24 protein-coding genes and 2 pseudogenes are annotated in these 26807 nt (G+C 65.9%); 10 read left to right on the top strand and 16 right to left on the bottom strand.

Translation table 11 applies throughout. The features are described 5' to 3' along the window. Window positions 1–26: 26 nt before the first annotated feature. Window positions 27–314, bottom strand: a complete 288-nt coding sequence (locus tag XF30_RS27640; protein ID WP_057027154.1) for a hypothetical protein — start codon at window positions 312–314, stop codon at window positions 27–29. 90 nt (window positions 315–404) lie between these two features. Between XF30_RS27640 and XF30_RS39525 the strand changes: the two are divergent. The 3 genes and pseudogenes from XF30_RS39525 to XF30_RS27625 all read left to right on the top strand — a co-directional run. Beyond that, a pseudogene (locus tag XF30_RS39525) lies at window positions 405–620 on the top strand (CoA transferase); the annotation flags it as partial. 145 nt (window positions 621–765) lie between these two features. After that, complete coding sequence (locus XF30_RS27630; RefSeq protein WP_109144417.1) at window positions 766–2016, top strand: efflux RND transporter periplasmic adaptor subunit; 1251 nt, start codon at window positions 766–768, stop codon at window positions 2014–2016. A gap of 29 nt (window positions 2017–2045) precedes the next feature. Continuing rightward, a complete protein-coding gene (locus XF30_RS27625) occupies window positions 2046–5162 on the top strand; it encodes an efflux RND transporter permease subunit (protein WP_109144416.1) in 3117 nt (1038 codons plus the stop codon). 3 nt (window positions 5163–5165) lie between these two features. Here the strand turns inward: XF30_RS27625 and XF30_RS27620 are convergent, their stop codons facing one another. The 5 genes from XF30_RS27620 to XF30_RS27600 all read right to left on the bottom strand — a co-directional run bounded on the left by XF30_RS27620 (window position 5166) and on the right by XF30_RS27600 (window position 9927). Next, window positions 5166–6128: an amidohydrolase family protein gene (locus XF30_RS27620; protein ID WP_109144415.1), complete on the bottom strand. Its 963-nt coding sequence runs from the start codon at window positions 6126–6128 to the stop codon at window positions 5166–5168. 52 nt (window positions 6129–6180) lie between these two features. Beyond that, complete coding sequence (locus XF30_RS27615; RefSeq protein WP_109144414.1) at window positions 6181–6738, bottom strand: P-loop NTPase family protein; 558 nt, start codon at window positions 6736–6738, stop codon at window positions 6181–6183. Window positions 6739–6763: 25 nt separating this feature from the next. Beyond that, complete coding sequence (locus XF30_RS27610) at window positions 6764–8194, bottom strand: TolC family outer membrane protein (protein WP_109144413.1); 1431 nt, start codon at window positions 8192–8194, stop codon at window positions 6764–6766. Window positions 8195–8381: 187 nt separating this feature from the next. After that, window positions 8382–9161 carry an enoyl-CoA hydratase gene (locus XF30_RS27605; RefSeq protein WP_036006037.1) on the bottom strand — a complete coding sequence of 260 codons (780 nt, stop codon included), beginning with the start codon at window positions 9159–9161 and terminating at the stop codon, window positions 8382–8384. A gap of 109 nt (window positions 9162–9270) precedes the next feature. After that, window positions 9271–9927, bottom strand: coding sequence for a hypothetical protein (locus XF30_RS27600; protein WP_109144412.1), 657 nt, complete (start codon window positions 9925–9927; stop codon window positions 9271–9273). Window positions 9928–10217: 290 nt separating this feature from the next. On the opposite strand from XF30_RS27600, the gene XF30_RS27595 reads away from it, so the two are divergent. Next, window positions 10218–10763 carry a sigma-70 family RNA polymerase sigma factor gene (locus XF30_RS27595; protein ID WP_036006032.1) on the top strand — a complete coding sequence of 182 codons (546 nt, stop codon included), beginning with the start codon at window positions 10218–10220 and terminating at the stop codon, window positions 10761–10763. Window positions 10764–10765: 2 nt separating this feature from the next. Then, a complete protein-coding gene (locus tag XF30_RS27590; RefSeq protein WP_109144411.1) occupies window positions 10766–11404 on the top strand; it encodes an NrsF family protein in 639 nt (212 codons plus the stop codon). A gap of 112 nt (window positions 11405–11516) precedes the next feature. Here XF30_RS27590 and XF30_RS27585 read toward each other — a convergent pair whose 3' ends face one another. Further along, on the bottom strand, window positions 11517–12620 hold the full coding sequence (locus XF30_RS27585) for a DUF2336 domain-containing protein (RefSeq protein ID WP_109144410.1): 1104 nt from the start codon (window positions 12618–12620) through the stop codon (window positions 11517–11519). Window positions 12621–12683: 63 nt separating this feature from the next. Beyond that, a complete protein-coding gene (locus XF30_RS27580) occupies window positions 12684–13841 on the bottom strand; it encodes a GGDEF domain-containing protein (protein ID WP_109144409.1) in 1158 nt (385 codons plus the stop codon). A 437-nt stretch (window positions 13842–14278) separates the two neighbouring features. Between XF30_RS27580 and XF30_RS27575 the strand changes: the two genes are divergently transcribed. The 4 genes from XF30_RS27575 (at window position 14279) to XF30_RS27555 (ending at window position 18581) form a co-directional block, all read left to right on the top strand. Then, complete coding sequence (locus XF30_RS27575) at window positions 14279–14848, top strand: sigma-70 family RNA polymerase sigma factor (RefSeq protein WP_036006024.1); 570 nt, start codon at window positions 14279–14281, stop codon at window positions 14846–14848. Then, the gene (locus XF30_RS27570) at window positions 14845–15540 is read left to right on the top strand and encodes a hypothetical protein (protein WP_109144408.1); all 696 of its coding nucleotides are present in this window, start codon (window positions 14845–14847) and stop codon (window positions 15538–15540) included. Before XF30_RS27575 ends, XF30_RS27570 begins: the two co-directional genes overlap by 4 nt. Before the next feature lie 16 nt (window positions 15541–15556). Next, window positions 15557–17272, top strand: coding sequence for a S8 family serine peptidase (locus XF30_RS27565; RefSeq protein ID WP_109144407.1), 1716 nt, complete (start codon window positions 15557–15559; stop codon window positions 17270–17272). Window positions 17273–17819: 547 nt separating this feature from the next. Beyond that, window positions 17820–18581, top strand: a complete 762-nt coding sequence (locus tag XF30_RS27555) for a TIGR03809 family protein (protein ID WP_109144406.1) — start codon at window positions 17820–17822, stop codon at window positions 18579–18581. Here XF30_RS27555 and XF30_RS27550 read toward each other — a convergent pair. From XF30_RS27550 to XF30_RS27525, 6 genes are all read right to left on the bottom strand, one after another. After that, window positions 18578–19948, bottom strand: coding sequence for a TIGR03808 family TAT-translocated repetitive protein (locus XF30_RS27550; RefSeq protein WP_109144405.1), 1371 nt, complete (start codon window positions 19946–19948; stop codon window positions 18578–18580). The two genes, XF30_RS27555 and XF30_RS27550, sit on opposite strands and share 4 nt — an antisense overlap. A 207-nt stretch (window positions 19949–20155) precedes the next feature. Then, window positions 20156–20803 (bottom strand): pyroglutamyl-peptidase I, encoded by a 648-nt coding sequence (locus XF30_RS27545; RefSeq protein WP_109144404.1) that lies wholly within the window; start codon window positions 20801–20803, stop codon window positions 20156–20158. After that, complete coding sequence (meaB, locus tag XF30_RS27540) at window positions 20800–21789, bottom strand: methylmalonyl Co-A mutase-associated GTPase MeaB (protein ID WP_109144403.1); 990 nt, start codon at window positions 21787–21789, stop codon at window positions 20800–20802. The genes XF30_RS27545 and meaB overlap by 4 nt, the downstream gene beginning before the upstream one ends. Window positions 21790–21840: 51 nt before the next feature. Further along, window positions 21841–23352: a tripartite tricarboxylate transporter permease gene (locus XF30_RS27535; RefSeq protein ID WP_036023147.1), complete on the bottom strand. Its 1512-nt coding sequence runs from the start codon at window positions 23350–23352 to the stop codon at window positions 21841–21843. A 3-nt stretch (window positions 23353–23355) separates the two neighbouring features. Next, complete coding sequence (locus XF30_RS27530) at window positions 23356–23847, bottom strand: tripartite tricarboxylate transporter TctB family protein (RefSeq protein ID WP_109144402.1); 492 nt, start codon at window positions 23845–23847, stop codon at window positions 23356–23358. Window positions 23848–23988: 141 nt separating this feature from the next. Continuing rightward, a complete protein-coding gene (locus XF30_RS27525) occupies window positions 23989–24981 on the bottom strand; it encodes a tripartite tricarboxylate transporter substrate binding protein (RefSeq protein ID WP_036006004.1) in 993 nt (330 codons plus the stop codon). A gap of 218 nt (window positions 24982–25199) precedes the next feature. Between XF30_RS27525 and XF30_RS27520 the strand changes: the two are divergent. After that, window positions 25200–25511 (top strand): annotated as a pseudogene (locus XF30_RS27520) (SRPBCC family protein); the annotation flags it as partial. Window positions 25512–25685: 174 nt separating this feature from the next. On the opposite strand, the gene XF30_RS27515 reads toward XF30_RS27520, so the two are convergent. Together XF30_RS27515 and XF30_RS27510 are read right to left on the bottom strand one after the other, a co-directional pair. Beyond that, window positions 25686–26456 carry a DUF3298 and DUF4163 domain-containing protein gene (locus tag XF30_RS27515; protein WP_109145874.1) on the bottom strand — a complete coding sequence of 257 codons (771 nt, stop codon included), beginning with the start codon at window positions 26454–26456 and terminating at the stop codon, window positions 25686–25688. A gap of 31 nt (window positions 26457–26487) precedes the next feature. Further along, a complete protein-coding gene (locus XF30_RS27510; RefSeq protein WP_109144401.1) occupies window positions 26488–26784 on the bottom strand; it encodes a nucleotidyltransferase family protein in 297 nt (98 codons plus the stop codon). Window positions 26785–26807 lie beyond the last annotated feature (23 nt).

The raw sequence follows: 26807 nt of genomic DNA, 5'->3' as shown, positions 1-26807 counted from the left end.
GCTCCTCGCAATGACGCAGAGAGACTTCACTCCGGCGCCGCTCCCACCGGCGGGCCGCCGGGCGGGCGGTGCAGGAAGGTCAACGAAGCATAGGCGCCGGCCCAGGAGCCGATTGCGGCAAAGGCAACGTAGAAGGCGTTCTCGGTGTAGCTGATCACGGCATAAGAGGAGAGCAGGTACCAGACCGCGCTCCAGTTCGCCGCAGGGATGCGCTTGCGCGCGATCACGGCCGAAGTGAACATGACATAGACGGCGTCGGTGGCCGCCGTCGCGATGAACACGGCACCTGCGATGAGGGGATCGATGGCGGCCATTGCAATCCTTTCTGCGATCATGACACGGTCGCGAAAAGTACAGCAAATGAGCGGGGAGAGAAGCAGCGATGCAGAGCCCCGCCGACATTCTGGCTGAGGAATCTCGGTCGGCTCGAGGGCGGATTGAATACCCCCGATGTCCCGGGACAGGCCGTACATGCTGCGTTCATAGAGCACATGCAATCTGGCTTCGGCACGTTGAAGGCGGTGCAGCATTCCGCTCGGCTGTCGAAGACGCCGGCGCATTGGAGCCGTCCGGCGATGCCGCTCGGCAGTCATTCGGCACAATGGCCAGGCCGAAGCTGACATGAAGCTGACAAGTCCCAGAATTTTAACGCAAACGGAAAGGGCCGACGCGTTTTTTAGGTTGTTTGAACTCCCAATTCGGCACTATTAGCGCGACCGATGAGGCAATCATTTGCCGAGATCGTCGCAGACACGACCGGGCCCCATGGCAGTTGAGAATACCAAGCGATTGCACGTGATTGCAAAACAACGGGTGATCGCATTCGTAGTCTTACTAGCTGTCGCCGGCGCCGGTGTCGGAGCGTACGGCTTGTTCTCTTCGGGCCCGAAGGCAAAGAAGCACTCCGACATCTCCAGCCAGTCGCGCAGAAACGCGCAGACCTTCACGCCGACACCGTCCGAATGGGCGACGTTGACGATCGAGCCGGTCGCCGCCAGGAGCTTCCGGGCCGAGTATGTCACCGAGGGCAAGGTCGCGGTCGACGAGGATCGTTCGACGCCGGTGTTCTCGCCCTATGCAGGCCGTGTTACCAAGCTGCTCGCCAAGCCCGGCGAGACGCTGAAGCAAGGTCAACCGCTGTTTACGATCGAGGCCGCCGACACCGTGCAGGCCCAGAACGATTTCATCGCGGCGATGACCTCGCAGAACAAGGCGAAGTCGGCGCTCGAGCTTTCCGACATCCAGTTCAAGCGCGCCAAGGACCTCTACGAGGGCCATGCCATTCCGCTCAAGGATTACCAGCAGGCGGAAGCGGCCCAGGTGCAGGCGCAAAACGACATGCGCTCCTCGGTGGCGGCGCTGGAAGCCGCGCGCAACAAGCTGCGCATCCTCGGCTTCACCGACGAAGCCACCAAGACGTTCCAGGAAAAGGGCGTCATCGATCGGGAGATCACGATCTACTCGCCGATCTCCGGCACGGTCGTGCAACGCAAGATCGGCCCGGGCCAATACGTCAATTCCGGCGCCAGCGATCCGGTCTTCGTGGTCGGCGACCTCTCCACGGTCTGGCTCACCGCCTTCGTGCGCGAGAGCGATGCGGCCGCGGTGTGCATCGGGCAGGACATCACCGTCAATGTGATGGCGCTGCCGGACCGTCCGTTCAGCGCCAAGATCAACTACGTTGCTGCCGCGATCGACCCCGCCACCCGCCGCCTGCAGGTCCGCGCCACGATCGACAACAAGGACGGGCTGCTCAAGCCGGAAATGTTCGCGAACGTCACGATCTATTCGGCCGGCGACCGCGCCGCGCCGGCGGTGCCGAAGCATGCGCTGATCTACGAGGCCGACAAGGTCCGCCTCTGGGTCGCGCGCGAGGACAAGTCGGTCGAGCTGCGCCAGATCAAGATCGGTCTCATCAACGGCAACCTCGTCGAGGTCACCAGCAATCTGAAACCCGGCGAGCAGATCGTCACCAAAGGCAGTTTGTTCATCGACCGCGCGGCGTCCGGCAGCTGATCGACGACCCAAGAAAATTGAAGACCTGAATGGATCGTCTCGTTGCCCTTGCCGTCAACCGGCGTTTCCTGATGGTCGGCATGTTCGTCGCCGTGCTGATCGGCGGCTTGATCGCGTTCAACCGGCTCAACATCGAAGCCTATCCCGATCCGACTCCGCCGATGGTCGACATCGTGACGCAGAGCCCGGGCCTGTCGGCGGAAGAGATCGAGCGCTACATCACGATCCCGATCGAGACCCAGGTTGCCGGTCTGAAGAACGTCACGACCATCCGTACCATCTCGCTCTACAGCCTCTCCGACGTCAAGATCCAGTTCTCCTTCGCCTACACCTATGACGAGGCGTTGCAGCAGGTCTTGAACCGCCTGGCTCAGCTTGCGCCGCTGCCCGGCAACGTGCAGCCGCAGATCTCGCCGCTCAGCCCGATCGGCGAGATATTCCGCTACCGTCTCGTCGGGCCGCCGAACTACAGCGTGCTCGACCTCAAGACCATTCAGGACTGGATCCTGCAGCGCCGCTTCCGCGCGGTGCCCGGCGTGATCGACGTCACCGGCTGGGGCGGCAGGAGCAAGACCTACGAGATCCAGGTCGATTTCAACAAGCTGGTCGCCAACGGCCTGACGCTGCCGCAACTGCTCCAGGCGGTCGGCAATTCCAACGTCAATGTCGGCGGCAACACTGTCGATATCGGCCAGCAATCCGCCGTGGTGCGCGGCGTCGGCCTGATCCGCTCGATCGACGACCTCGCCAACACCATGGTGGCGCAGGCGGGCGGCAATCCGGTGCTGGTCAAGGACGTCGCCACCGTTACCGTCGGCCAGAAGCCGCGCCTCGGCATCGCCGGCCTCGACGATTCCGACGACATCGTGCAGGGCATCGTCCTGATGCGGCGCGGCGAGCAGAGCTCGCCGACCATCAAGCGCGTCCATGAGCTCGTTCAAGCCATCAACAATTCCAGCATCCTGCCGCCTGGCGTGCGCATCGAGCGCATCTACGACCGCGGCGACCTGATCGAGCTCACCACTCACACCGTGCTGCACAATATGGTGGTGGGCATTCTCCTGATCGTGCTATTGCAGTGGATCTTCCTTGGCGACCTCCGCAGCGCGCTGATCGTCGGCGCCACCATTCCGTTCGCGCTGTTCTTCGCCGTCATCATCCTGGTGCTGCGCGGGGAATCGGCCAACCTCCTGTCGGTCGGTGCGATCGATTTCGGTCTCATCGTCGATGCCACCGTGATCATGGTGGAGGCGATCTTCCGCCGCCTGACGCAAACGACACCGATGTCGGAATCCGAGCATATGTCGCCCGAGACGCTGTTCGGCATGAAGAGCCATGCCATCCTCAGCGCGGCGGCCGACGTCTCGCGATCGATCTTCTTTGCCGCGGCGATCATCATCGCGGCGTTCCTGCCGCTGTTCACGCTCTCTGGCGTCGAGGGCAACATCTTCGGACCGATGGCGCGGACCTATGCCTACGCACTGGCCGGCGGCCTGCTTGCCACCTTCACCGTGACTCCCGCGCTGTCCGCGATCATCCTGCCGGCGCATGTCGAGGAGACCGAGACGAAGGTGATGCTGATCCTGCACCGGCTCTACATGCCCGTGCTGAACTGGGCGGTCGCCAACCGCAACATCGTCCTCGGCGCCGCGGTCGGTCTGGTGTTGATGACGGTCGCGCTCGCCCGGCTGCTCGGCCTCGAATTCCTGCCGAAGCTGGAGGAGGGCAACCTCTGGATCCGCGCCACGCTGCCGCCGACTATCTCGCTGCAGGAAGGCAACAGCTACGTCAACGAGATGCGCAAGGTGATCCGCGCCCGGCCCGAGGTCGAATCCGTCGTGTCGCAACACGGCCGTCCCGACGACGGTACCGACGCCGCCGGCTTCTTCAACGCCGAGTTCTTCGCGCCGCTGAAGCCCGTGAGCCAGTGGCCCGGTACCCGCGACAAGGAAGAGCTGACCGCGCAGCTGCTCAAGCAGCTCGACGATCGCTTCCCCGGCGTCGAGTTCAACTTCTCGCAATATCTCCAGGACAACGTCTCCGAAGCCGTCTCCGGCGTGAAGGGCGAGAACTCGATCAAGCTGTTCGGCAGCGACCTTCAGGCGCTCACCGACACCGCCAACAAGATCAAGTCCGTGCTCGCCACCGTGCAGGGCGTCACCGACCTTGCTGTGTTCACTTCGCTGGGCCAACCGACCGTCCAGATCGACATCGACCGTGCCAAGGCTGCGCGCTACGGCCTAGCCCCTGGCGACATCAACGCGACCATCAAGGTCGCGATCGGCGGCGACAGCGCCGGAGATCTTTACGAGCCCGGCAGCGACCGCCACTTCCCGATTATCGTGCGCCTCGCGCCGGAATACCGCCGCAGCGCCGAGGCGATCCAGAATTTGCGGATCGGCGCGCCCGGGCCGAACGGCACCGTCACGCAGATCCCCTTAAGCGAGGTCGCGACCATCAGCCTCGTCTCCGGTGCTGCCTACATCTATCGCGAGCAGCAGGAGCGTTATCTGCCGATCAAGTTCTCGGTGCGCGAACGCGATCTCGGCAGCGCGATCCGCGAGGCGCAGGACAAAATCGCCGCGCAGGTGCAGCTGCCGCCGGGCTCGCACATGGAATGGGTCGGCGAGTTCGGCAACCTCCAGGACGCGATCCGGCGGCTCTCGATCGTGGTGCCGATCTCGCTGGCGCTGATCGGCGTGCTGCTCTGGTTTAATTTCGGCTCGATGACCGACACACTGCTCGCGATGAGCGTGATCCCAATGGCGATCTTCGGCGGCGTGCTCGGCCTCCTGATCTCGGGCACCGCGTTCAGCGTCTCCGCGGCGATCGGCTTCATCGCGCTGTTCGGCATCGCGGTGATGGACGGCATCATCATCCTGTCGCAGTTCAACCAGCTGATCGAAGAGGGCATGGACCGCAGGAGCGCGGTGGTACGCACCGGCGAGCTGCAGCTCCGGCCGGTGCTGATGACCTGTGTCGTCGCAGGCGTCGGCCTCCTGCCGGCAGCGCTGTCCGAAGGCATCGGCTCGCAGGTGCAGAAGCCGCTCGCGGTTGTCGTCGTCACCGGCATGATGCTCGCGCCGGTCGTGATTCTGGTGACCTTGCCGGTGCTGATCTCCTTCTTCTCCCGCCGCGCGCGCTGACCCTCAGAACCCGTAGAGCCGCGCCGGATTGTCGACCAGGATCTTCTTGCGCACCTCGGCATCCGGCGCCCACACCGGAAGCTGGTTGAGCAGGCGGCCGTCGTCGATCTGATAGAGCGGCGCGATGTCGGTGGGCTTGCGGCCCTCGACGCGGCTCGAATCCGGATGCGGCCAGTCGGTGCCCCAGACGATGCGGTCCGCATTGGCCGCGATCAGCGCGCGGGCATAGGGCACCATGTCCTGATAGTCGGGCGCCAGCTTCGACGAGCGATAGGCGCCCGAGATCTTCACATAGGCCTTGCCGGACTTCACCAGCGCGACGAGGTCGGAGAAGCCCGGCTGCTCCAGCCCGAGCGAAGCGTGAAGGCCGCCGAAATGGTCGAACACGACCGGCACCGGCGCCGTCTCGACGAGGTCCTTGATCGCGGAGATCATGGCCAGCGTGGTGTAGAGCTGCACGTGCCAGCCGCGCGCCTTCATGCGCTCGACGGCGGCGGTGAAGCGCGGCCGGCCGATATTGGGGTCATTGACGCCGCCGGTCGCCAGATTGAGGCGGATGCCGCGGAAGCCGTCCTGGTGCATCGTATCGAGCGCGCTCTCCGGCGTCTTGTCGTCGATTACGGCGACGCCGCGCGCGGTCTCGCCGCGCGCCTTCATGCCGAACAGTGTGGAGGAATTGTCGGTGCCGTAGACGCTCGGCGTCACGATCACCACGCGCTCGATATGCAGCGCCTTGTGCAGCGCCGCCATTTCTTCCGGCGAAGCCGGCTCCGGCGTATAGACGCGGCCCGTGAAGAACGGAAACTTTTCGACATCGCCATGAATGTGGGTGTGGCAGTCGCAGGCATGCGCCGGCACATCGAAATTGATCGGCGTCGCAGGCTGCGCCGCGCGGGCATGGGCTTTGCTGGTCATGGCTACTCCGGCCGCAAGGGAGGCAAGCAGGACGCTGCGTCGGCTGAGCACGGTTTCTCTCCCGGTTTGTTTTTTTATCGGCGAGTGGGAGGAGAATATCACATCAACCGGGCAACCGCTCCGCTTCGCTGCATAGCTGCTCGACAAGCTCCGCAAGCGGACGTGAGCCGTCCACGCGTACGACCGGGCAGGGCAGGCCGGCGAGCCAGGCTTCGTGTTTGGCGAGACTGCGGCCTTCGCGATCGCCGGCTTCGTAATGGGAGGCCCATTCGACGAAGTCTTCGGTCTCGCCATGGCGCCAGCCGCCCGGCGCGACGGCATCAGCGCCGAAATGGGCGGCCTCGCGGGCGCGCAGTCGCATCATCCGGATCTCGCGCGGCACGCTCACGAAGACGACCAGGTCGAAGTACGAAACGAGCTCTTCGCCCCAGCCGGTGACGGACCCGCTCAGCACCCAGTCGAGACGCGGCAAGAACATCTCGTGCATCAGGCGCAGGCGGTCGGCGGCCGGGCGGGTCGTCCGATAGGGCGGCACGGTGGGCAGCCAGAAATAGTCGTCGCTGTCGTGATGCGGCAGCGCAAGCTGCCCGGCGAGCGCACGACCGATCGTGGTCACGCCGCAGCCCGAGGCTCCCATCAGATGGATGCGGCGGCTTTTCATCGGCCTCCACCAGAGAGATTTGAGGCTACTGCCCCGACGGCGTGCGCAGGCCGTGCCAAGCGTCGCGGACCTGGTGGTAGTGCACCTCGGGCAGATAATCCGGCGTGTTCAGGTTAAGCGTCTTGACGTCGAGATGGCCGATGGCGCTGAGCAGCGTGTAGGAGGCGATCACGCGGTCGCGTTGCGCGCCGATCAGGCGGGCCTTGGCCTGGATCAGGTCGGCCTGCGAGTTCAAGACGTCCACCGTCGTGCGCTGGCCGCCGGCGGCCTCGCGCTGCACGCCCTGCAGCGCGACGGTGGCCGCCTTCACCTCGGACTCCGAGGCCGAGACCGTGATCTTGGCGCCTTCGTTGGCAACCCAGGCGCTGACCGCCGCCGTACGCGCTTGATTGCGCACCTGGTCGAGCACGAGCCGGCTCTGCGCCGTGATCTCCTTGGCCTGCCGAGTCTGCGCCGCGGCCTGGCCGCCGTCGTAGATCGGCGCGGTGACATTGGCGACGATCGAAGCCTGGTCCTCGGCGAGGGTGCTGAGCGCCGGGTCGTTGTTGCGGCTTTTGCTGGCGCTGCCCTGGATGGTCGCGCTCGGCAGCAGCGTGCCTTCGGCGATGCGGATGTTGGTGGAGGCGACATCGACGTCGAAGCTGGCGGCCATCACCGCCGGATGCTGGCGGATCGCCATCGTCATGGCATCCTCGCGGCTCTTCGGCAGATAGCGGTCGACGGCCTCGGCAGGCCTGAGCTGCGAGGGCGCATTGCCGATCACCTGCGCATAGGTGGCCTGGCTGACCGCAAGCGCGACCTCGGCCGCGTTGAGATCGGCAAGGCCACGATTGAGGCGGGCCTCGGCCTGCGCGGTGTCGGTCGGCGTGACGTCGCCGGCATTGAGCCTGCGCTGGGTGACGGAGAGCGTCTCGCGCAGGAAGGCGACGTTGGAGCGCTGCGCCTCGACCAGCGACTGGTTGGCGAGAACATTGGTGTAGGCGGTGACCGCATCGAGCAGCACGCCCTGGCCGACGTTGCGGAGCGCTTCGCGGCCCGACTGCACCTGGAGCTCGGCGGCCCGCACGCCGTTGGCGGTGCGGAAGCCGTTGAACAGGCTCTGCGTCACGGTGACGCCGATGATCCAGGGCTTCAGATTGCCGGTCTGGATGGTGTTGTCCGGCAACAGATTGCGCACCGATTGCAAGCCGGCGCTGAGGCTCGCCACGATCTGCGGCCGGTAGCCGGCCAGCGCCTGCGGCACGTTCTCATCGGTGGCGCGCTGGCGCGCACGCTCGGCATTGAGCTGCGGATTGGTCTGATATGCTTTTGCCAATGCGTCCGGCAGGGCTTCGGCCCATGCCGCGGAGGGAAGGGCGCACGAGAACGCCAGCGTGGTCCATGTCGCAAGCGCATGACCCGCGCCCGATCGACGTCGCGTCACCCCGCGACCAGCTCTGGCGGTACGCCCAATCATGTAATCTCGCTTAACCCCGGCTGTCCGCCCCCGCCGACGATGGCCTCTTAACTGTTTAGCCAGCCGAGGTCCCGCAGGCAAACTGCCGCGGGCAAAACTCCCATGTATTCCGTGCTTGTTGCAGGCGCGTCACAGGCTGTGCGCGGGAAAGCGCCAGAGCCTTACACCGGCCTGCCCGGCTCGTGCGCTACCGGTTCTTGTTCACAGGCTTGCGCTTCTCGATGAACGCCGCCATGCCCTCCGAGCGGTCCTCGAGCGCGAAGGTCGAATGGAACAGGTTGCGTTCGACGCTCATGCCTTCGGAGAGCGTGGTCTCGAAGGCGCGGTTCACCGCTTCCTTGGCCATCGCGGCCGCAGGGCGCGACATCGCGGCGATCTTCTCGGCGGCCGCCATGACCTCGTCCATCAGCTTGTCGGCGGGTACGATACGGCTGACCAGGCCGGAGCGCTCGGCTTCGGCGGCGTCCATCATCCGGCCGGTGAGGCAGAGGTCCATGGCCTTGGACTTGCCGATCGCGCGCGTCAACCGCTGGGTGCCGCCGATGCCGGGAATGGTGCCGAGCGTGATCTCGGGCTGGCCGAACTTCGCGGTGTCGGCGGCGATGATGAAATCGCACATCATGGCGAGCTCGCAGCCGCCGCCGAGCGCGTAGCCGGCGACCGCGGCGATGGTTGGCTTGCGACAGCGCGCGATGCGGTCGCCCCCGATCGCGGCGAAATCCTCGGAGAACATGTCGATGAAGCCCTTGGGCTGCATCTCCTTGATGTCGGCGCCGGCGGCAAAGGCCTTCTCGTTGCCGGTCACGACGATGCAGCCGATGGCGTCATCGGCCTCGAGATCGTCGACCGCAGCTGCGATCTCGCGGAAGACGCCGAACGAGAGCGCGTTGAGCATCTTCGGCCGGTTCAGCTTGACGATGCCGACCGCGCCGACGCTCTCGACGATGATGTGTTCGAACGTGCTCATGCTCCACCCACGCTTTCGATTGAGCGGGCAATGTGCCCGCTGGCGCGGATGCCTTCAAGGGGGCCGGACGCGGGACGCGCGCGGGGTCGCGTCCCGGCGGAACCGGCCATCAGGCCATGAACATGCGCGCGGCGGAGGCCAGGGTCAGCAATGTGCCGACGCCGATGAAGATCTTGCCGATCAGGGAGCTCTGGTCCCAGGCCGAGCTCTGCTGGCTGCTGGCCATCACCGGCGCCGGCCGCGGCTGCGCCTCGGTTGCGGCGATCACCGCCTTCTGCGGCGGCCGGGTCTCCTGCAAGGCCCGATCGATGTCGTTGAGTTGATCGGGCGCGACGACCTGGCTTTCGGGGCTCTCGGCGCTGGTATTATCGGCGGCTGCCTGGACGTTGTCGTTGGCGCGGTTCGTCATCGCGGAGGCTGCCGCGGCAGTCGGCGTGTCGGCGGCGAGCTGCGCATTGGCGTTGGCGACCTCCGGAGCCAGCTGGCTCGAGGCCGGGACCTGACTGTCGGCCTTGTCGTTCTTGGCTTCGTCGGGCTTGGCCGCCGTGTCCTTCTTGTCGGCCTTGTCCTCGGATTTCTGCCCCGTCTTCCTGCTGTCGGTGCGGCGCGAGTCTTGGCGCCGGTGCTTGGCCGTATCGGCCCCTTTGTCGGCGCTCTCCGATTTGTTGCCTGCGGCCGAGTTCGGCGCCGCCTGTGCGAGGCCCCCGGATAGCAAGACAAGCCCGGCCAAAACGATCAGGGCCGCGCGCGCGCTGGTTTTCATCATGTCGACGATCTCCCCAATTCCGCCCGTCCCGGCAGCGAACAGAGACCCCGGGGCGTGACGACAGCGGGGCAGAAAATGGGAATCTTCGGGCTACACCGGGCAAAAACGCGGCAGACCCCTCCCGCAGCCGCCCGCCCGATGCAGGACGCACCGATCGGTGTTAAGAGCCGTCGCAGATGTTTGCGGCCGCATCGGTCGCGCGGCCCGGATCTTGATCACGAATTCGTGATATGTTTGGCGCCCGCGTAACAAATTGAAAGAGCGGCCGAATTGCATGGTGAGGGGCGCGCGTGCGCGGACGTGAGGACGAGTGGACCGGCCTGATGCGGTCGGCCATGGCTGGCGATGATGCGGCGTATCATCGTCTGTTGAAGGCAGTCGCGCCGGTGCTGCGGGCCGCCGCGAGGCGTGGCTTGGCGCGGGCGGGTCAGCCGCCCGACCAGGCCGAGGATATCGTGCAGGAGATTCTGTTGGCGGTACATCTGAAGCGGCATACCTGGGACAGCGAAGCCCCCTTCGCGCCCTGGCTGTTTGCGATCGGCCGCAACAAGCTGATCGATGCGCTCCGGCGGCGCGGCAGGCGCGTGTTCGTCAACATCGACGATTTCGCCGAGACGCTGCCGGGCGAGGCGCCGCAGGACACCGCTTCAGCCGGCGAGGTCGCCGCCCAGCTCGGAACCCTGCCGCAGCGTCAGCGCGACGTGCTGCAATCGATCGCGGTCGAGGCCGCCTCGATCAAGGATACGGCGGCAAGGTTGTCGATGAGCGAGGGTGCGGTCCGGGTCGCGCTGCATCGCGGACTTGCGGCGCTGACCGCCAAATTGCGGGACCATTGATCATGGACACCGATCAACTCATTCGCTCGCTCGCCGCCGACAATCCGCACCGCGCGCCCCGCGTCGGCGCCGTGCTGAGCATGGCGCTGCTGGTGGCTGCGCCGTTGTCGATCCTGATCTTTGTGACGTTCTTCGGCGTGCGCGCCGACGTCATGAGCGCCATGCGCAACCCGTTCTTCGACATGAAGTTCGCGGTGACGTTGTCGCTCGCGATCCCCGCCATCATCGTCAGCCTTCATTTGTCGCGTCCCGAAGCCCTGCTGCGCGGCTGGGGCTGGCTGCTGCTGCTTCCCGTCGGGCTGCTCGCCGTGGCGATTGGCAGCGAGGCGATGATGGCGCCGGCGATGCCGATGACGATGCGCCTGGTGGGTAAGAACTCCAGGGTCTGCATGGTCGCGATCCCCGCAATGGCGCTGCCGCTGCTTGCGGGGGCGCTGTTCGGCCTGCGCCACGGCGCGCCGTCTCGTCCCGCGCTCGCCGGAGCGCTCGCAGGGCTGGTGTCGGCGGGACTTGCGGCGACCCTCTATGCCTCGCACTGCACCGACGATTCCCCGCTGTTCGTCGCGACCTGGTACACGCTCGCAACCGCGCTGGTGACGGCGATCGGCGCGGCGGTGGGATCGAGGGTGTTGCGGTATTAAAGCATGATCCGGAAAAGTGCGAAGCGGTTTTCCGGAAAGATCATGCGCAACCAACAACCTAAAGCGCGATGACGATCCATCGAAATCTCATTGCGCTTTAGCGCGCACGGCTTCATGCCGCCGGCGTCGCGTGCAACTGCATGCGGTGGAAGCGCAGCACCTGTTGCGCGGTCGATGAGCGCAGCGCCTCATAGGTGTCGCGCAGCTTCAGCATGTCGGTCTGCGACCCGCCGGAGAGCTTCTCGCGCAAGGCGATGATGGCGCGCACGCTCGACCATTGCATGCCCGCGGCCTTGGCGAGGATCATCACGCCTTCGGTGCGGCTCTCGATCATCATGGTCTCCGCCGTCTCGACCGCGATCCCCGCGAGCGCGGCCAGCGCCGCGTTCGTCTCGTCGAACTTGCCCTGCTCGGCGAAGGTGGCGACCTGGAGCTCGTTGAGGCGGCCGTCCTCGTGCAGCGACTTCACCAGCGCGCGAGCCATCTCCGTCTGTTTCGTCCTGGCGACGGCGCGAACCCGTTGGGCCGCTTCCTCGACGGCCCTCGACACCTCGTCCGCGAGCTCGGGATGCGCAGTCGCGAGCTTCGTGCGCACGCTCGAGGATGCCTTGGCGACCAGCCTCAGATAGTGATGGCGCGGCAGGTCGGGCCGCAGGCCGATGCAGCCGGCGAGGTCGTCGTCGCGCTCGGCGCGGATGACGAGGTCGGCGAGACTCTCCTCCGAGAACCGCGCGCCCGGATTGCCGGCCGTCGACTGCACCACGTCCTCATTGCCCCGCGCCACCAGCACGTCGGTCAGCGCTTCCGACAGCGTCCGCCGCAGCGAGATCGCCTTGAGATGCGCCTGGCTCCTGGTGCGCGCAATCTCGACCAATGTTGCCTCATCCAGCCGCTCCGACTTCGACAGCACGGGGCCGGAGACCTCGATCACCTCGTCGAGCGCGAGCGTGCGGATGATCTGCGGCGGCGCAGCTGCGATCGGCGCGAGCCGCTCGGCGAGCAGCGCCTTGGCCGACGTCTCGATCTGCTCGATCAGGCACTGGAACACGTCGTCGAACACGCGGATATGGTCGTCGGAATAGTCGACCGCGTTGCCCACGAAGAGATCGGTGACGCGGCGGAGCGTCTCCAACCGGCGCGCGACGGTGCCGTGCGAGAGGGCGGCCTGCAATTCCTCGAGCAGGCTTTCGGATGGTCTTGCGGAATTGGATCTCATTGCTCTGTCCTGGAGCGTTCGGCCCGGCAGCGGCTTCCGTCGCACCGGAGGAAAATGGATCGGTCAGCTCGTTGCAATGCAGTTGCGCCCTCGCGCCTTGGCGGAATAGAGCGCGCTGTCGGCGCGCGCGAGAAACGTGTCGGCAGTATCGACGTCGCGCAGCGTCACGACGCCCGCGGAAATGGTCACCCGCATGCTGGGGGAGAACGCGCCCCAGTCGAGATCGGCGACGATGCCGCGCAGGCGCTCGAGCGTGCGGAGCGCGACGTCGCCCGACGTATCCGGCAGCAGCAGCAGGAATTCCTCGCCGCCGTAGCGGCCGAAACTGTCGGCCGGGCGGATGTTGGCGAAAATGGTGATCGCGAAGGTGCGCAGCACCTCATCGCCAATGGGATGGCCGTAAGCGTCGTTGATGCGCTTGAACCAGTCGAGATCGATCAGCGCGATCGCGAAGGGCGTGGATGCCCGCCGCGACTCTTCGATCTCGGTGTCGAGAAGCCGCATGATGCAGCGGCGGTTGTAGGAGCCGGTGAGCTCGTCGAGCTCGGCCAGTTCCTCGATGCGTCGATAGGCGGCCTTCAATTCGATGCTGCGCTTGTACAGGATCTTGCGTAACGTGGCGCCGAACAGGCCGAGGAAGGCGCACTGCCCGATCACCAGCACGAAGCAGAGCATCGAGGCGGTCCGCTGCAGCCGGGTCGCGACCGGCAGCCCGATCGGCAGGTCCGATCCCAGGAAAACCACGGTGAGCCCGCAGGTGGCGAGGCCCCAGGTGAGCATGGCCTGGCTCGACGTCATCCGCAGCGTGCCGAACGCGAAGATCAGAAACAATACGGCAAGGAACGCGACCCCGATGGTGGGCACCGCGAGCAGGAACACCAGTTGCAGCGCCATATGCAGCGAGATCTGATAGACGGTGAGGTAATGATCGTCGAAACGGTCGCCGAAACCGGCCTCCGACAGCACCGTGAAAGTCCCGATGATCAGAAGGCCGCCGAGCCAGAACAGCGTCGGAACGGCCATGGAGACCGCGCCGTCATAGGCGTAGAGCAGCAGGACCGCGCCGCCCAGCGAGTAGCTCGCGACCTGGCCGATATACATCTGGCGACGCTGCCAGACGCGGCGCGCCCTGACCTCGGGCGCCGTCGTCTCGGGCGCAAGGACGAGATCCGCGACCTCTGCGGCATTCCTCTCTGGAAAGGACGTCGCGGCCGTACCCATGGTCCCGCCAATGGTGGATGTCAGCGTAAAAACCTACGTGGCAAGCCTTTAGGTTTGGTATCCTTTGAAATCGAATCCGAACCGTGCAGCAGGGAACAAGGCGATCATCTAGCGTGAGAATTTTACGGATGATCACGCATCGTGTGCGCTGCGGTCGAGCCGAAGCGAGGCTTGGCGCGACAAAGGTGGTGCGGGGCTGCTATGGAACCGGATGAGGCCGGGCTGCCTATGTCCGGGCAGGCATTCCGCAGGGAATATCGCAGTATTATGGTACCGATTCGGATGAGCGACGCTGACCACCACGGGTGGGACAAGAAAAATGCCCGGATGTGGGGTAGCTCACACAAGCCCCCGTATGACTGCGGTAGGTTCAACAATTTTGCCCCCCACATCGAACCGGCCACCGCATCGACCCGACCAACCTTGCGAGACGGCCATTGAGCGCGACACAGGCGGCTTCAGACGAGATCCTGATCGCCAGGATCGCTCAAGGTGACCGGCTCGCCATGCAGGTGCTGTACGGGCGGCACCATGTCAGGGTTTACCGGTTCGGGCTGAGGCTCGTGCGGGACGAGCAGGCGGCGGAAGACCTCATCAGCGAGGTGTTTCTCGACGTCTGGCGTCAAGCGGGCAAATTCGAGGGCCGATCTGCCGTTTCCACCTGGCTGCTGGCAATCACCCGATTCAAGGCCCTGTCTGCGCTCCGGCGCAGGAAGGATTTCGAGCTGGACGAAGACGCCGCCAACGCGATCGAGGATACGTCCGACGATCCGGAAACGGTGGTGCAGAAGAAGGATACCAGTGAGGCGTTGCGGGAGTGTCTGACGGGCCTCTCGCCGGATCATCGGGAAATCGTCGATCTCGTCTACTACCACGAGAAGTCCGTGGAAGAGGTGGCCGAAATCGTCGGGATACCAGAGAACACTGTGAAGACGCGCTTGTTCTATGCGCGCAAGAAACTGGCCGAACTGCTGAAGGCAGCCGGCGTCGAGCGAGGCTGGCCATGATGGCTTTGAGCAAGAAGATGCTGGAGCAAGAGCCCAGTGAAATTGAACTGCTGCTGCCCTGGCACGCTGCCGGCACGCTGAACGCGCGCGATGCGCGCCGTGTCGAGGAAGCGCTGGCGCGCGATCCGGACCTGGCGAAGCAATATGCGGCGATCCGCGGCGAGTACGAAGAGACCATTCATCTGAACGAGAGCCTGGGCGCTCCGTCGGCGCGCGCGATGCAGAAGCTGTTCGCCGCGATCGATGCCGAGCCGGCGAGGGCGAGCGGCTCGCTGCCGCTGTCGGCGCGTATCTCGACCTTCTTCGCGAGCTTGTCGCCGCGCACGCTGGCGTGGTCGGCGAGCCTCGGTGCCGTCGCGGTCGTGCTGCAGGCCGGCATCATCGGCGCCGTGCTGATGAAGAACCAGCCGGCGACCTTCCAAACCGCTTCGCTCTCGACCAGCGCACCGATCACGCGCGAGCTTGGTAGCGCCGCCGCGCCGGCGCGCGCGCTGGTGCGCTTCACCCCTGAGGCGCGCGTCGCCGACATCACCGCGCTGCTCGACAGCTACCAGGCTTCGATCATCGGCGATGCCAAGGGAGGCATGTTCCGCCTCCAGTTCGACAAGGCGATGAGCCAGGACGAGCTCGCTTCCCTGCTCGGCAGGATGCAGCGCGAGAAGTTCGTCAACCTCGCCGTCGCGGCGCCCTAGGCGCGCCGCCGAGCCGATGACGGGCAAATCCGAGAGCAGGGTGCGCACTGGGGCCCGCGCTTCATCCGTCGGCGTTGCGCTTCTGGTCGCCTTCTGTTTCGGCGTGGAGCTTGCGCAGGCGCAGGCGATCATGCGCCCGCCGACGATCAGCGTTCCCTCGCGCACGCCGACCGTCTCTCCAAACATCACCCCGCGGGTCAGCCCGAACATCGCTGCGCGCGCGGTAAGCGTTGGCCGCGGCCCGCGGACGATGGCGACCATTCCCCATACCACGACGTCGCGCATCCGGCCGACGACGCCGGTGCTGCCCTATGCGCGTTACTCGCCGAACCTCTATCCGGCCTGCACCGCGCCCTATCGCAGTGGCGACGGCGAATGTCTGGCGCAGCCGAACGCGGGCGGCGAGGGCACCGGAAAATCCGGCAAGAAGAGCGCCGGCAAAGGGCGCGGCAACAACACGCCGGTGGCGCTGACCTCGCGCAGCTTCGCAGGCGAATTCGTCGCCGAGATCGACGGCGCGCTGTCGACGGCCGAGGCCGACGAGCTGGCGCGTCGCCACGGCCTGACCCGCCTCGCTTCCGAGAATTTCCCGCTGATCGGAGCCACGTTCGGCCTGTTCCGCATCTCCGACGGCCGGCCCTATGAGACCGTGCGGCGCGAATTCGCGGCCGACGGCAGCGTGCGCTCGCTGCAGCCGAACTTCCGCTACGTGCTCCAGGACCAGAAATCGTCCGCCGCCACCGAGGGCGATCCTGCGCAATACGCGCTGGCAAAGCTGCGCCTGCCGCAGGCGCATACGTTGGCGCACGGGGCCAACGTCACAATCGCCGTAATCGATTCCGGCATCGACGCCCGGCATCCCGAGCTCGCCAATTCCGTCGCCGACAATTTCGACGCGCTCGGCAGTGCCGAAGGGCCGCACGTCCATGGCACCGGCATCGCAGGGGCGATCGCGGCCCATGCCCGTCTGATGGGCAGCGCCCCCGAGGCCCGCATCATCGCCATCCGCGCCTTCGGCGGTGCCAATGGCGGTGCGGAGAGCTCGTCCTATATCATCCTGCGTTCCCTGAATTACGCCGCCGAGCACGGCGCGCAGATCGTCAACATGAGCTTTGCGGGTCCGAAGGACGCGGTGATCGAGCGCGCGATCGCGGCGACGGCCGCGCGTGGTCTCGTGCTGATCGCGGCCGCCGGCAATGCCGGCGCGAAATCGCCGCCGCTCTATCCGGCGGCCAACCCCAACGTGATTGCGGTCAGCGCGACGGATCGGCAGGACAGGCTGTTCGCCGCCTCCAACCGCGGCAACTACATCGCAGTGGCCGCCCCCGGCGTCGACATCTTCCTGCCGGCACCCGACGGCAAATACCAGGTGACGTCGGGAACCTCGTTCTCGGCCGCCTATGTCTCAGGCGTCGCTGCGCTGCTGCTCGAGCGCAACCACACACTCAAGCCGGAAGCGCTGCGCATGACGCTGGTGAAGACCGCACGCGACCTCGGCTCTCCCGGGCGCGACGACCTCTTCGGCGACGGCCAGGCCGACGCGTTTGCCGCCGTCATGGCTGTTCCTGCCGACAGCGCGACGCCGGTCGCTGCTGCCTCCGGTACAACAAAACGTGAAGATGCTCCGAAGCGTCGCGACGAGCCGGGCATACGCGCGATCGAGCAGCCTTCGTTGTCGAGCGCGGAGGATAAATCCGCGGTTTCTCAGGCAGATAGGCCGCCGGCGCGATAGTCGCTGCGACAACTTTACGCTCACGCCAAAGGGTAAAAAATCAAACCGCGCATTTGAACGTTCAGCCCGCTGCCCCGACCAACTGATGTGGGAGCGGTCATCCCTCCCCATCAGTCATATCAGGCGCGAGCGCCCATCCACCCCAAGCGCCCATATGGCTCGACCCGTCCGGTTGTCCCCCCGGACGGGTCTCTTCTTTTCAGAGCGTTTTCGAGCGAAGTGGGTGCCGGTTCGCGTGAAGAAAACGCGTCAAAACAAGAATCTGGCGTCCGATTTTTCGAAGCTTCGCATCCGTTCAGCTTGCAGTTGAAGATCGCCGTGGGCCTCGGTCGCCGTCGCGAGCGAGTCCCGCCGCAACTCCGTCATGCTTGTGCGAAGCTTGACTCGAAAACACGGAAAATCACCGCACGACTACGGTGTTTGACGACGAATGCCGCGTCGTTGCTGGACAAGTCGAAACTTTTCCACAAAATATTCATGTCGCGTCTAAATTGATTCGTGTGCGTTGCGTCCCCCGCGTCCGTGTTTTCTCCTGACGGGCTGGTTCATGACACATCGCCAAGAATTTGCTCGCGAAGAGTTCGTTCGCGACGCGGCCGGCAGCCGCCAAATCGCGGCACGCTGGTGCGCTCTCGCCGAGCAGCGCCTGCAACATCTCTCCGAGATGTTTGAGACCGGCCGCTGGCGCCGCTATCATTCCGAGATCGCCTTCCTCGAAAACATCCAGGAAGCCAAGCGCGCCGTCCAGACTTGGCGCGCGCTTGCGACCGGCGCGGATGTCGCCGAGGCGGCTGCGAGCGTGACGCCGGCATTCGGTTGGTCGCCGGCGACGATGCCTCGCATGGCGCCGCGCGAGCAGCAGGCGCAAACGATGCAGCCCAAGGCCGTTCACATCGTCCCCGAGACCACCACGCCGGTGAGGCTCGATCCGAAGCCCGACGTGCTCGCGGAGATCACCGAAGCCCCGATCGCGCCGCTTGCTATGCCCGTAGCTTGGCCGTCGTTCACCGCGCCTGCCGAGATGCCGCCGCTGAGGGCACCCGCTGCGAAGGCACCGTTCACTGCGCCTGCCGTGAGATCGCCGCTCGCGGAGCCGGCCGCCACCGCGCCATTCGCCGCGCCGGAAGTGAGGCCGCCCGTGCCTGCCGCGAAGCCGCCGAAGACCGCGCCCGCAGCGATGGCGGCGCTCCTGCCGCAGTTCGCCCCGCCCGCCGAGGAAATCGTCGCCGCCCCCGAGCGCGTCGTCGAATTCACTTTCAGCCTCGACGGCCTGGAAGCGAAGTACCCGCTGCTGCGGAACGCGTTCTAGCGCCGCACCGCATTGCCGCCGACCACCAGCTGCGCAAAACGTTGTGCGCCTTCGGCCGATAGATCCGACGTCACCGCGCGGGCGTGATCGAGGCCGACCACGGCGCCGCGCGGCGTCTCTGAGATCATGTTGTTGTTGACCAGCGCGGTGCCGGCGCCCGGCACGACGGAGACGCCGACGCCGGCCAGCGCCTTACGGATCACGTTGCCCGTGATCGCGACGTCGCGCAGATATCTGCCCCAGCCGGCGACGATGCCGTAGGACGGCGCGTTCTCGATCACGTTGCCGGTCACCGAAGAATCCGCCTCGATGTAGATGCCGACGCCGGCATCATCGTCGGGCACGGTGCCGATCGGCCGCTTCGGGATCAGGTTGCGGATGATGTTGCCCTGGACCACCGCGATGCGGCCGCCCTCGTTGAAATTGCAGACCGAGACGCCGACGGCCGCGCCGTCCACGATGTTGTTGGCGATCACCGCGGCCTCGAATGCGAACTCGGAATAGAGCGCGACCTCGCGCACGTCGCTGACGCTGTTGCCACTGATGTGGATGTTCGAAGCCGAGTTGCCGCGCACCGCCGAATAGTCGCAATTCCTGATACGGTTGCCGCGCACGATCACGTTGCTGGCGCGAAAGGCGTTGATGGCATTGCCGAACTGGCCCGAGCCGCCGGGGCCGGCCTTGATGTTCTCGATGCGGTTGTCGGCGACCAGCGTGCCGTCATCGCCGATCGCGGTGCGCAGGATCTCGATCCCGTTGTCGTTGGTGCCGAGAATCGTGTTGCGGCAGACGCTGAGGCCCCTGGCGTCGAACGACACGACCGCTGTCACCGCGATGTCGGTGAAGATATTGCCGGAGATGTCGCCCGCGACCTGCTCGAGCCAGATGCCGCTGCCGCCCGAGCTCGTGATAGCGCATTCGCTGATGCGCACGTCGCGCCCGCCGAGGACGTGGATCAGGCCGCGCCGTGTCGGCAGCGGGATGCCGCCGCCGTCGAAGGTGATGCCGGTGAGGCCGATCGCATCGGAGCCGTCGCTCTGGATCGCCGAGGCGCCGCCGGTGAAGACGAGCTTGGTCGCGCCGCGCACGCCGATCAGCTGCGCGCCGTTCGGCAGCCGCAACAGACCGGTCCGGTACACGCCGGGTGGCAAGGCGAGCGGCAGTTGCGCCCGAGCGGCCTCGTCGATGGCACGCTGCAGCGCGCGGGTCTGGTCCTCGCTGCTGCCGGGCCGCACACCATATTGCGTGGCATCGCGGCCGAGCAGCGACGTCAGCGGCGCGGCGCGCGCGGCATCGGCCGGCATGGCCAGCGCACCGGCAATGCCCGCGGTCGAAGCCCCGATGAGATGACGGCGATTGAGGTTCATGACGCGTCCTCCGGCGGACGCGGGAGGCGTCCGCAGCGGTTTCGTAGCGCAGCAGGGCGAGGACCGTGAGGATTGTTCGCGGTAGGGTTAAATGTTTGCGCAAAAGACGGTGCGTAGGGTGGGTTAGCCGTAGGCGTAACCCACCATGTCACCGCGAGTACGGAACCGTTGATGGAGATGAGGTGGATTACGCTTTGCTAATCCACCCTACGAAGCGCGCGCCTTGCGTGCCAACTGCACCATCTCCATCAGCATCGCTTCCCCCGCATCCACCAGTTCCTCCAGCGTGATGCGGGCTGCGCCCTTGCGGCGCGCACCGCCGCTGCGCGCGAGCAGGGGAATGTGGATGAACGCCGCAAGCCTGGGTCCGCCCGCCTTCACGCGCTCGATCGCGCGCCAGCTTAAATAGTTGCAGAGATAGGCGCCGGCGTCGCGCGAGGGACGCGCGTCGATGCCGGTGAGGCGCGCGGCGCGCAGCAGCCTTGCGGTGTGCGGGCCGAACATCATCGCGTCGGCATGGCCGGCGATGCCGCGCTTGGTCGAGCGGGTGTTGGCGGCGTCGGGCCAGAGCATGGTGACGGCGTTGCGCGCCCGCGTCTCGATGCGCAGATAAGGCGTGCGGGCGGCGAGGCCGAACATCAGCAGCGCGTCGGGCTTTTGCCTAGCGAGCACGTCGGGCAATTGGCAGTCGACCGCGGCATAAGTGACCGGGAAGATGTGGCTCGAGAGCACGACATCGACGAGCGCGGGCCGGCGCAATTGCGCCAGCCGCGCCACCAGCGGCTGGGTCGGATTATGGGGCGCGCCGGGAAACGGGCCGAAGCCGGTGAGGAGAATGCGAACTTTGTTGCTCATTGCAGCAACTCCAGCATCTGCTCGGCGGCGAGCGCCGGCGTGAGATGGCCATCGGCGACCTCGGCCTCGATCTTGCGAACCTTGGTCCGCACCGAGGCCTCGCTGCGCAGCCGTGCCAGCATGCGCTGCTCCAGCATCGACCACATCCACTTCACCTGCTGCTCGCGCCGCCGCGCGGCGAAATCGCCGGAGGCGTTCATCGCCTTGCGGTGATCCAGAACCTTCTGCCAGATCTTTGCGATGCCGTCGCCGGTCAGCGCCGAATAGGTCTCGACCGGCGGATGCCAATGCTCGGACCGCGGCGCCAAGATATGCAGCGCGCCGCGATAATCGGCCGCGGTGATCTTGGCGCGCTTCAAATTGTCGCCGTCGGCCTTGTTGATCGCGATCATGTCGGCGAGCTCGACCAGGCCCTTTTTGATGCCCTGCAGCTCGTCGCCGCCGCCCGGCAGCATCAGGGCAAGGAAGAAGTCGGTCATGTCGCACACGGCGGTCTCGGACTGGCCGATGCCGACGGTTTCCACCAGCACGACGCCGAAGCCCGCGGCCTCGCACAACAGCATCGCCTCGCGCGTCTTCGCCGCGACACCGCCAAGCGTGCCCGAGGACGGCGAGGGTCGGATGAAGGCGTCGTTCGAGGCTGACAGCCGCGCCATGCGGGTCTTGTCGCCGAGAATCGAGCCGCCGCTGCGCGCCGAGGACGGATCGACCGCGAGCACCGCGACCTTGTGGCCCTGCTCGATGAGATACGTACCCAACGCATCGATCGTGGTGGATTTGCCGACGCCGGGCGATCCCGTGATGCCGACGCGATATGCCTTGCCGGTCTCGGGCAGCAGCATCTGCACCAGCTCCCGCGCCAGCGCCTGATGGTCGGCGCGCCGGCTCTCCACCAGCGTGATCGCCCGGGCGAGGGCCGCACGACTGCCGGCGCGAAGCTCCTTGGCGAGGGTCTTGATGTCGAGCGAGGCCTTCTTCTCAGTCATGCCCTGCTTTACAACGCCCGGGCGGGTCAGGCGAGGGCCGCCCGCCCGATATCACCGGGTCGTTGCCGCGGCGGTCTGCGGCTGTTTCACCTTGCGCCAGATCCACACCATGACCGGCCAGAGCAGCGCGCCGATCGCCATCGCGGCGAGGATGGCCGCGACCGGACGCTCGAAGAACGGCAAGATGCTGCCGTCCGACTTGATCAGCGAGGTGACGAAGGCCTGCTCCACCATGGTGCCCATGACGATGCCGAGCACCATGGCGGCGACGGGATAGCCGTTCGTCTCCATGACATAGCCGATCACGCCGAAGGCGGCGACGGTGACGACGCCGAACATGTTGTTGCCGATCGCGAACGAGCCAACCGCGCAGCACAGCATGATGATCGGCATGATCGCCGAGCGCGGTGCCAGCAGGATGTAGGTGGCGACGCGGATCATCGCGATGCCGAGCGGGATCATGAGGATATTCGCGATGATGAACATCAGGTAGATCGCGTACATGCTCGACGCCTTCTCGGTGAACAGCGTCGGGCCGGGATTGAGGCCCTTCATGTAGAGCACGCCGATCGCGATCGCGGCGATGGTGTCGCCGGGGATGCCGAACAGCAGCGAAGGCACCCAGCCGGAGGCGATGCTGGCATTGTTGCTGGCGCCGGCCTCGACCAGGCCCTCGACATGGCCGGTGCCGAACTTTTCCGGCTCCTTGGAGAAGCGCTTCGACATCGCATAGGAGACCCAGGCGGCCATGTCGGCGCCGGCGCCGGGCAGCACACCGATGATGATGCCGACGATGTTCCCGCGCGTCATCTGCCAGCGATAGAGCTTGGTCAGCTTCCATTGGCCGGCCATGATGCTTCCGAATTTGCGCCGCGGCAGCGGCGGCGGTTCGGGCGTCAGCATCGCGCGCATCACCTGCGCCACCGCGAACACGCCGACGAGGGCCGGGATCGGCTCGATGCCGCCGAACAGATCGGTCAGGCCGAAGGTGAAGCGCGGGATGCCGCCGGGATTCTCGATGCCGATGCAGGCGACGAGCAGGCCGATGAACATGCCAGCGATCGCCTTCACGGGCGAGGAACGCGCCACCAGGGTGGCGCACATCAGGCCGAGCAGCGCCAACCAGAAATATTCGAAGGTCGAGAACGACAGCGCGATCTCGGCCAACGGCGGCGCCAGGATCATCAGCGACAGCACGCCGGCGATGCCGCCGACCGCGGAGAACCAGACGCCGGCCCCTAGCGCCAGCTCGGCCTGGCCCTTGCGCGTCATGGCGTAGGCTTCATCCGCGTAAGCCGCGGATGCGGGCGTGCCCGGGATACGCAGCAGCGCGCCGGGAATGTCGCCGGAGAAGATCGCCATCGAGGACGCCGCGACGATAGTCGCGATCGCCGCGATCGGTGACAGATAGAAGGTGACCGGGACGAGCAGGGCGGTCGCCATCGTCGCCGACAGGCCCGGCAGCGAGCCGATCACCAGCCCGTACACGGAGGCTGCGAACATGGAGATGATGACCTCCCAGGTGGAGATCAGCGCGAACGCATCAATCAGGGTCTTCAACATCGATCACCAGGGCGTCGGCAGCAGGCCAACCGGTAGCGGCACGCGGAGCAGCTTGCCGAAGATGAGATGGATGGCGAATGGCGAGAGCATCGCGAGCGGCAGCGCCAGCTTCCACTTCGCCCCGAGCGCGGTCGAGGTCACGTAGACCATGATTGCCGCGGTGATGATGAATCCCAGCCGGTCGGCGGCAACAACGTAGAACAGCAGCAGCGCCGGCGGCAGCAGCGCGCGCAGGCCGTAGAGCTTGCCCTGCGGTGGCGGGGCAGCCGCCTGGCCGTCCTCGAACGGGACCAGCTCTTCCTCCTCCTCGAAGGAACGGCCGATGCCGAACACGATCGCGAGCCCGCACAGTGCAAGGCCGCAGCCGATCACCAGCGGAAATACATTGGGGCCGACCGGCTGCCCCGGCACCGGCGGCAGAATGTAGCCGCCATAGGCGGCAGCCGCGCCGAGCGCGACGAGAAACGATCCCGTGACGGAGTCGGGAAGACGCATAGCGGGAGTCCTACAGGGGGTGCGCTCCCTCTCCCCGCTTGCGGGGAGAGGGTTGGGGTGAGGCGGAGTCTCCGCGGAGGAGGTGAGAGATGAACTTGCGGAGAGTTCCTCGCACCCCGATCAAGGCGTCGCAGGTGCGGATCACGCCTTGCTCAGGCCCGCGGCCTTCATCGCCTCGCCCATCTGGGCGTCGCCCTTGTCCATGAAGCCCGCGAAATGGGCCGCATCGCCCCACACGGTGCCGAAGCCGCGATTGCTCATGAAGTCCTTGAACTCGGCGGAGTCGTAGACCTTCTTCAGCGCGGCGGTGAGCTTGGTTGCGATCTCCGGCGGCAGATTTTTCGGCCCGGCAATGCCGCGCCAGGCGCCGGTTGCGTAGTCGATGCCCATGGCCTCCTTCAGCGTCGGGACGTCCTTGAACACCGGGTTGCGCGCGGGCGCCATGATGGCAAGGCTCCTGGCCTTGCCGGCCTCGATGATGGCGCGCGCCTCCGGCACCGAGCAGGTGGTGAGGTCGACACCGCCGGCCGCGAGATCCTGCATTGCGGGTGCCGCGCCATTCGACGGCACCCAGGCGACCTGGTTGGCAGGCAGGCCCATCGCCTGCATCCAGCCGACCAGCGCGAGATGCCAGATGCCGCCCTGGCCGGTGCCGGAAGCCTTGAACTTGCCGGGAGGCGCCGCCTTGATCGCGTCGGCGAGCTCCTTGACCGTCTTGTAGGGCGAGGAGGAGGAGACCTGGATGCCCGGCGGATCCTCGTTCATCAGCGCCAGCGGCGTGTAGCTCTTCGGCGTCAGGTCGGTGAGGCCCTGCCAGTGCATCATTGAGATTTCGACGGTCAGCATGCCGATGGTGTAGCCGTCGGGCTGCGCGGTCGCGATCGCGCTATGGCCGACCACGCCGGAGCCGCCGGTGCGGTTGACCACGTTGAAGGGCTGGCCGAGGTCCTTCTCCAGCAGCGCTGCGACGATGCGCGCAGTGGCATCGGTGCCGCCGCCGGCGCCCCAGGGCACGATCACGGTGACGGGCCGCGCCGGATAGGCTTGTGCGAGCGCGGGCTTGAAGCCGAAAGCGGCGGAGGCCGCGAGAGCGGCGGTGGAAGCCGCAAAGCTGCGGCGCGAAATCTTGGACATTGAATGCCTCCCAGCGGCGCCCCGTGATGTCAGGCGCTCTTGTCAACTCCGGCATTCTAGTCGGCTTTACGTCGCCGCCGCAAGGTAGCGCTACCAACTGGAATCGCCATGTTGTGTGAAAGCAGACGGCCCGTCGAATGGGCGGTCGGAAATCGGGTGGGTTTTGTCCGCGCGCCTAGCCAACCTCTGCGCGCAACGAAACCAAAGGCAAGCCACCGATGACCCAAGCCTATTACGGCGCCGTGCTGGACCACCCGCTCGACGACGTCTGGTCCCTGATCCGCGATTTCAACAACTACCCCGCTTATGTCGACGGCGTGAGCGAGAGCGAGATCGAAGACAACAGGCGCGGCGATGAAGTCGGCGCCGTCAGGCGCTTCTGCTATCTCGGAAACTGGATCCGCCAGCGCCTGGTCGATCACTCGGACCTGCAGCACAGCCTGACCTATGCCGGTCTCGAAGCGATACCCTATCCGCAAGACGACGACGGCCCGAGTCCGGCGCCGGCGCGATACCAAGGCACCATGCATCTGCGGCCGATCATCGAAGGCGACCGCACCTTCATCGAATGGTCGGTTGCGCTCGAAACTGAACTGTGGACGCCGAGCGCTGGAAAGCCCTGTTTGCCTCCTGGATTCCCGATTGGACGGATTCCCTCGCGCGGACGCTGGCCCGAACCCGTCCGCGATCCCGTTAGCCTCAGCTCACGGCTCGTCCGCGTCGCCCTTGGGCCGCGCGCCGCCGAAGATGCGGGCGCCCTCGGCCGTGAGGTAAGGCTTCAGCGTCTCCCACGGCACGAAAGCGACATACTCGCCCTCAGCGTAGGGGCCGACGGCATAGGGCGGATAGCGGAAGTTGAGGCCGGAACTCCTGCCGGCCTCGGTGGAGGGCGCGAGCGTCACCGCGCCGATCTTGAGGAGGCGCGGCTCCACGGACTTGAACCACTCGTCGGTCGCGGTCTCTCCGGCGCCGCGCTTCTTCTTCTCGTCCGTCAGCGAAGCGATGATGGCCTTCACCATCGCCTTCATGGTGGGGCCGCCATCGGCGGTCTCGGTGAAGAATGGACGGATCGAGATGCGCTTGTTGGCGGCCTTGTCCCACAGGATCGTGTTCACGTCCGAATTAGGATGGGCGCCGCGTGTGTTCATGTAGTCGTTGCGCAGGACGCTGACATAGCGGTCGGTAGCCACGGAGCGGATTTCATATTTGCGCTCGAACTCCCAGCCGCCCTCCTTGAAGAACTGCGGGTCCGCTTTGCGCGCGGCAGCGGCTTCCGCGGCATTCTTGTCGAGCCACTTCTTGCCCTCCGCGAGGCAGTCCGCCGCCAGCGCCGCATCCGCCTTGATCCTGTCGCCGAGGAAGACGCGCGCTTCGATGCTCTTGGTCTTGACGATCGCATCGGGTTTGGGATCGGCGGCGTGGGCGGAAAACGCACATGTTGCGCTCAGCGCCAGGGCGACGCTCAAACCGGCGATGAACTTCAAGGTTAGTGCTCCTGCGTGAGCGTCAGAATATTTCGACAATATCGTCTGCGATCCGCTCCGCAAAGCGGGGAGAGATGGAGCGGCGAACAGTTGCCTGTGCTTGCAAGCCAGTCGCATCCTCGATGATGTGCTCGACATCGATCAAGTTGAGCAGGGAAAACGAGGTGTCCGGCTCGATCTCGACGAGCACGTCGATATCGCTATCAGGCCGATAATCGTTGCCGGCTCGCGAGCCGAAGATGGCAAGCTTTGCTACGCCCTTGCCTCTGATGGCATCCGCGTTCTTGCGTATCGCAGCGACGATTTCGTCACGCGTCATGGACACACCTGGCCGTCACACGG

The sequence above is a fragment of the Bradyrhizobium sp. SUTN9-2 genome (genome assembly GCF_003122645.1).
Taxonomy (GTDB): Bacteria; Pseudomonadota; Alphaproteobacteria; order Rhizobiales; family Xanthobacteraceae; genus Bradyrhizobium; species Bradyrhizobium yuanmingense.
Note: the sequence above shows the minus strand (reverse complement) of the source record. Positions and strands in the feature narration are given on the sequence as shown.

Excerpts from the sequence above, each read along its gene's own strand:
- XF30_RS27640 (WP_057027154.1), bottom strand. The coding sequence starts at position 314 with ATGGCCGCCATCGATCCCCTCATCGCAGGTGCCGTGTTCATCGCGACG.
- XF30_RS27630 (WP_109144417.1), top strand. The coding sequence starts at position 766 with ATGGCAGTTGAGAATACCAAGCGATTGCACGTGATTGCAAAACAACGG.
- XF30_RS27625 (WP_109144416.1), top strand. The coding sequence starts at position 2,046 with ATGGATCGTCTCGTTGCCCTTGCCGTCAACCGGCGTTTCCTGATGGTC.
- XF30_RS27615 (WP_109144414.1), bottom strand. The coding sequence starts at position 6,738 with ATGAAAAGCCGCCGCATCCATCTGATGGGAGCCTCGGGCTGCGGCGTG.
- XF30_RS27610 (WP_109144413.1), bottom strand. The coding sequence starts at position 8,194 with ATGATTGGGCGTACCGCCAGAGCTGGTCGCGGGGTGACGCGACGTCGA.
- XF30_RS27605 (WP_036006037.1), bottom strand. The coding sequence starts at position 9,161 with ATGAGCACGTTCGAACACATCATCGTCGAGAGCGTCGGCGCGGTCGGC.
- XF30_RS27600 (WP_109144412.1), bottom strand. The coding sequence starts at position 9,927 with ATGATGAAAACCAGCGCGCGCGCGGCCCTGATCGTTTTGGCCGGGCTT.
- XF30_RS27590 (WP_109144411.1), top strand. The coding sequence starts at position 10,766 with ATGGACACCGATCAACTCATTCGCTCGCTCGCCGCCGACAATCCGCAC.
- XF30_RS27585 (WP_109144410.1), bottom strand. The coding sequence starts at position 12,620 with ATGAGATCCAATTCCGCAAGACCATCCGAAAGCCTGCTCGAGGAATTG.
- XF30_RS27580 (WP_109144409.1), bottom strand. The coding sequence starts at position 13,841 with ATGGGTACGGCCGCGACGTCCTTTCCAGAGAGGAATGCCGCAGAGGTC.
- XF30_RS27570 (WP_109144408.1), top strand. The coding sequence starts at position 14,845 with ATGATGGCTTTGAGCAAGAAGATGCTGGAGCAAGAGCCCAGTGAAATT.
- XF30_RS27565 (WP_109144407.1), top strand. The coding sequence starts at position 15,557 with ATGACGGGCAAATCCGAGAGCAGGGTGCGCACTGGGGCCCGCGCTTCA.
- XF30_RS27555 (WP_109144406.1), top strand. The coding sequence starts at position 17,820 with ATGACACATCGCCAAGAATTTGCTCGCGAAGAGTTCGTTCGCGACGCG.
- XF30_RS27550 (WP_109144405.1), bottom strand. The coding sequence starts at position 19,948 with ATGAACCTCAATCGCCGTCATCTCATCGGGGCTTCGACCGCGGGCATT.
- XF30_RS27545 (WP_109144404.1), bottom strand. The coding sequence starts at position 20,803 with ATGAGCAACAAAGTTCGCATTCTCCTCACCGGCTTCGGCCCGTTTCCC.
- meaB (WP_109144403.1), bottom strand. The coding sequence starts at position 21,789 with ATGACTGAGAAGAAGGCCTCGCTCGACATCAAGACCCTCGCCAAGGAG.
- XF30_RS27535 (WP_036023147.1), bottom strand. The coding sequence starts at position 23,352 with ATGTTGAAGACCCTGATTGATGCGTTCGCGCTGATCTCCACCTGGGAG.
- XF30_RS27530 (WP_109144402.1), bottom strand. The coding sequence starts at position 23,847 with ATGCGTCTTCCCGACTCCGTCACGGGATCGTTTCTCGTCGCGCTCGGC.
- XF30_RS27525 (WP_036006004.1), bottom strand. The coding sequence starts at position 24,981 with ATGTCCAAGATTTCGCGCCGCAGCTTTGCGGCTTCCACCGCCGCTCTC.
- XF30_RS27510 (WP_109144401.1), bottom strand. The coding sequence starts at position 26,784 with ATGACGCGTGACGAAATCGTCGCTGCGATACGCAAGAACGCGGATGCC.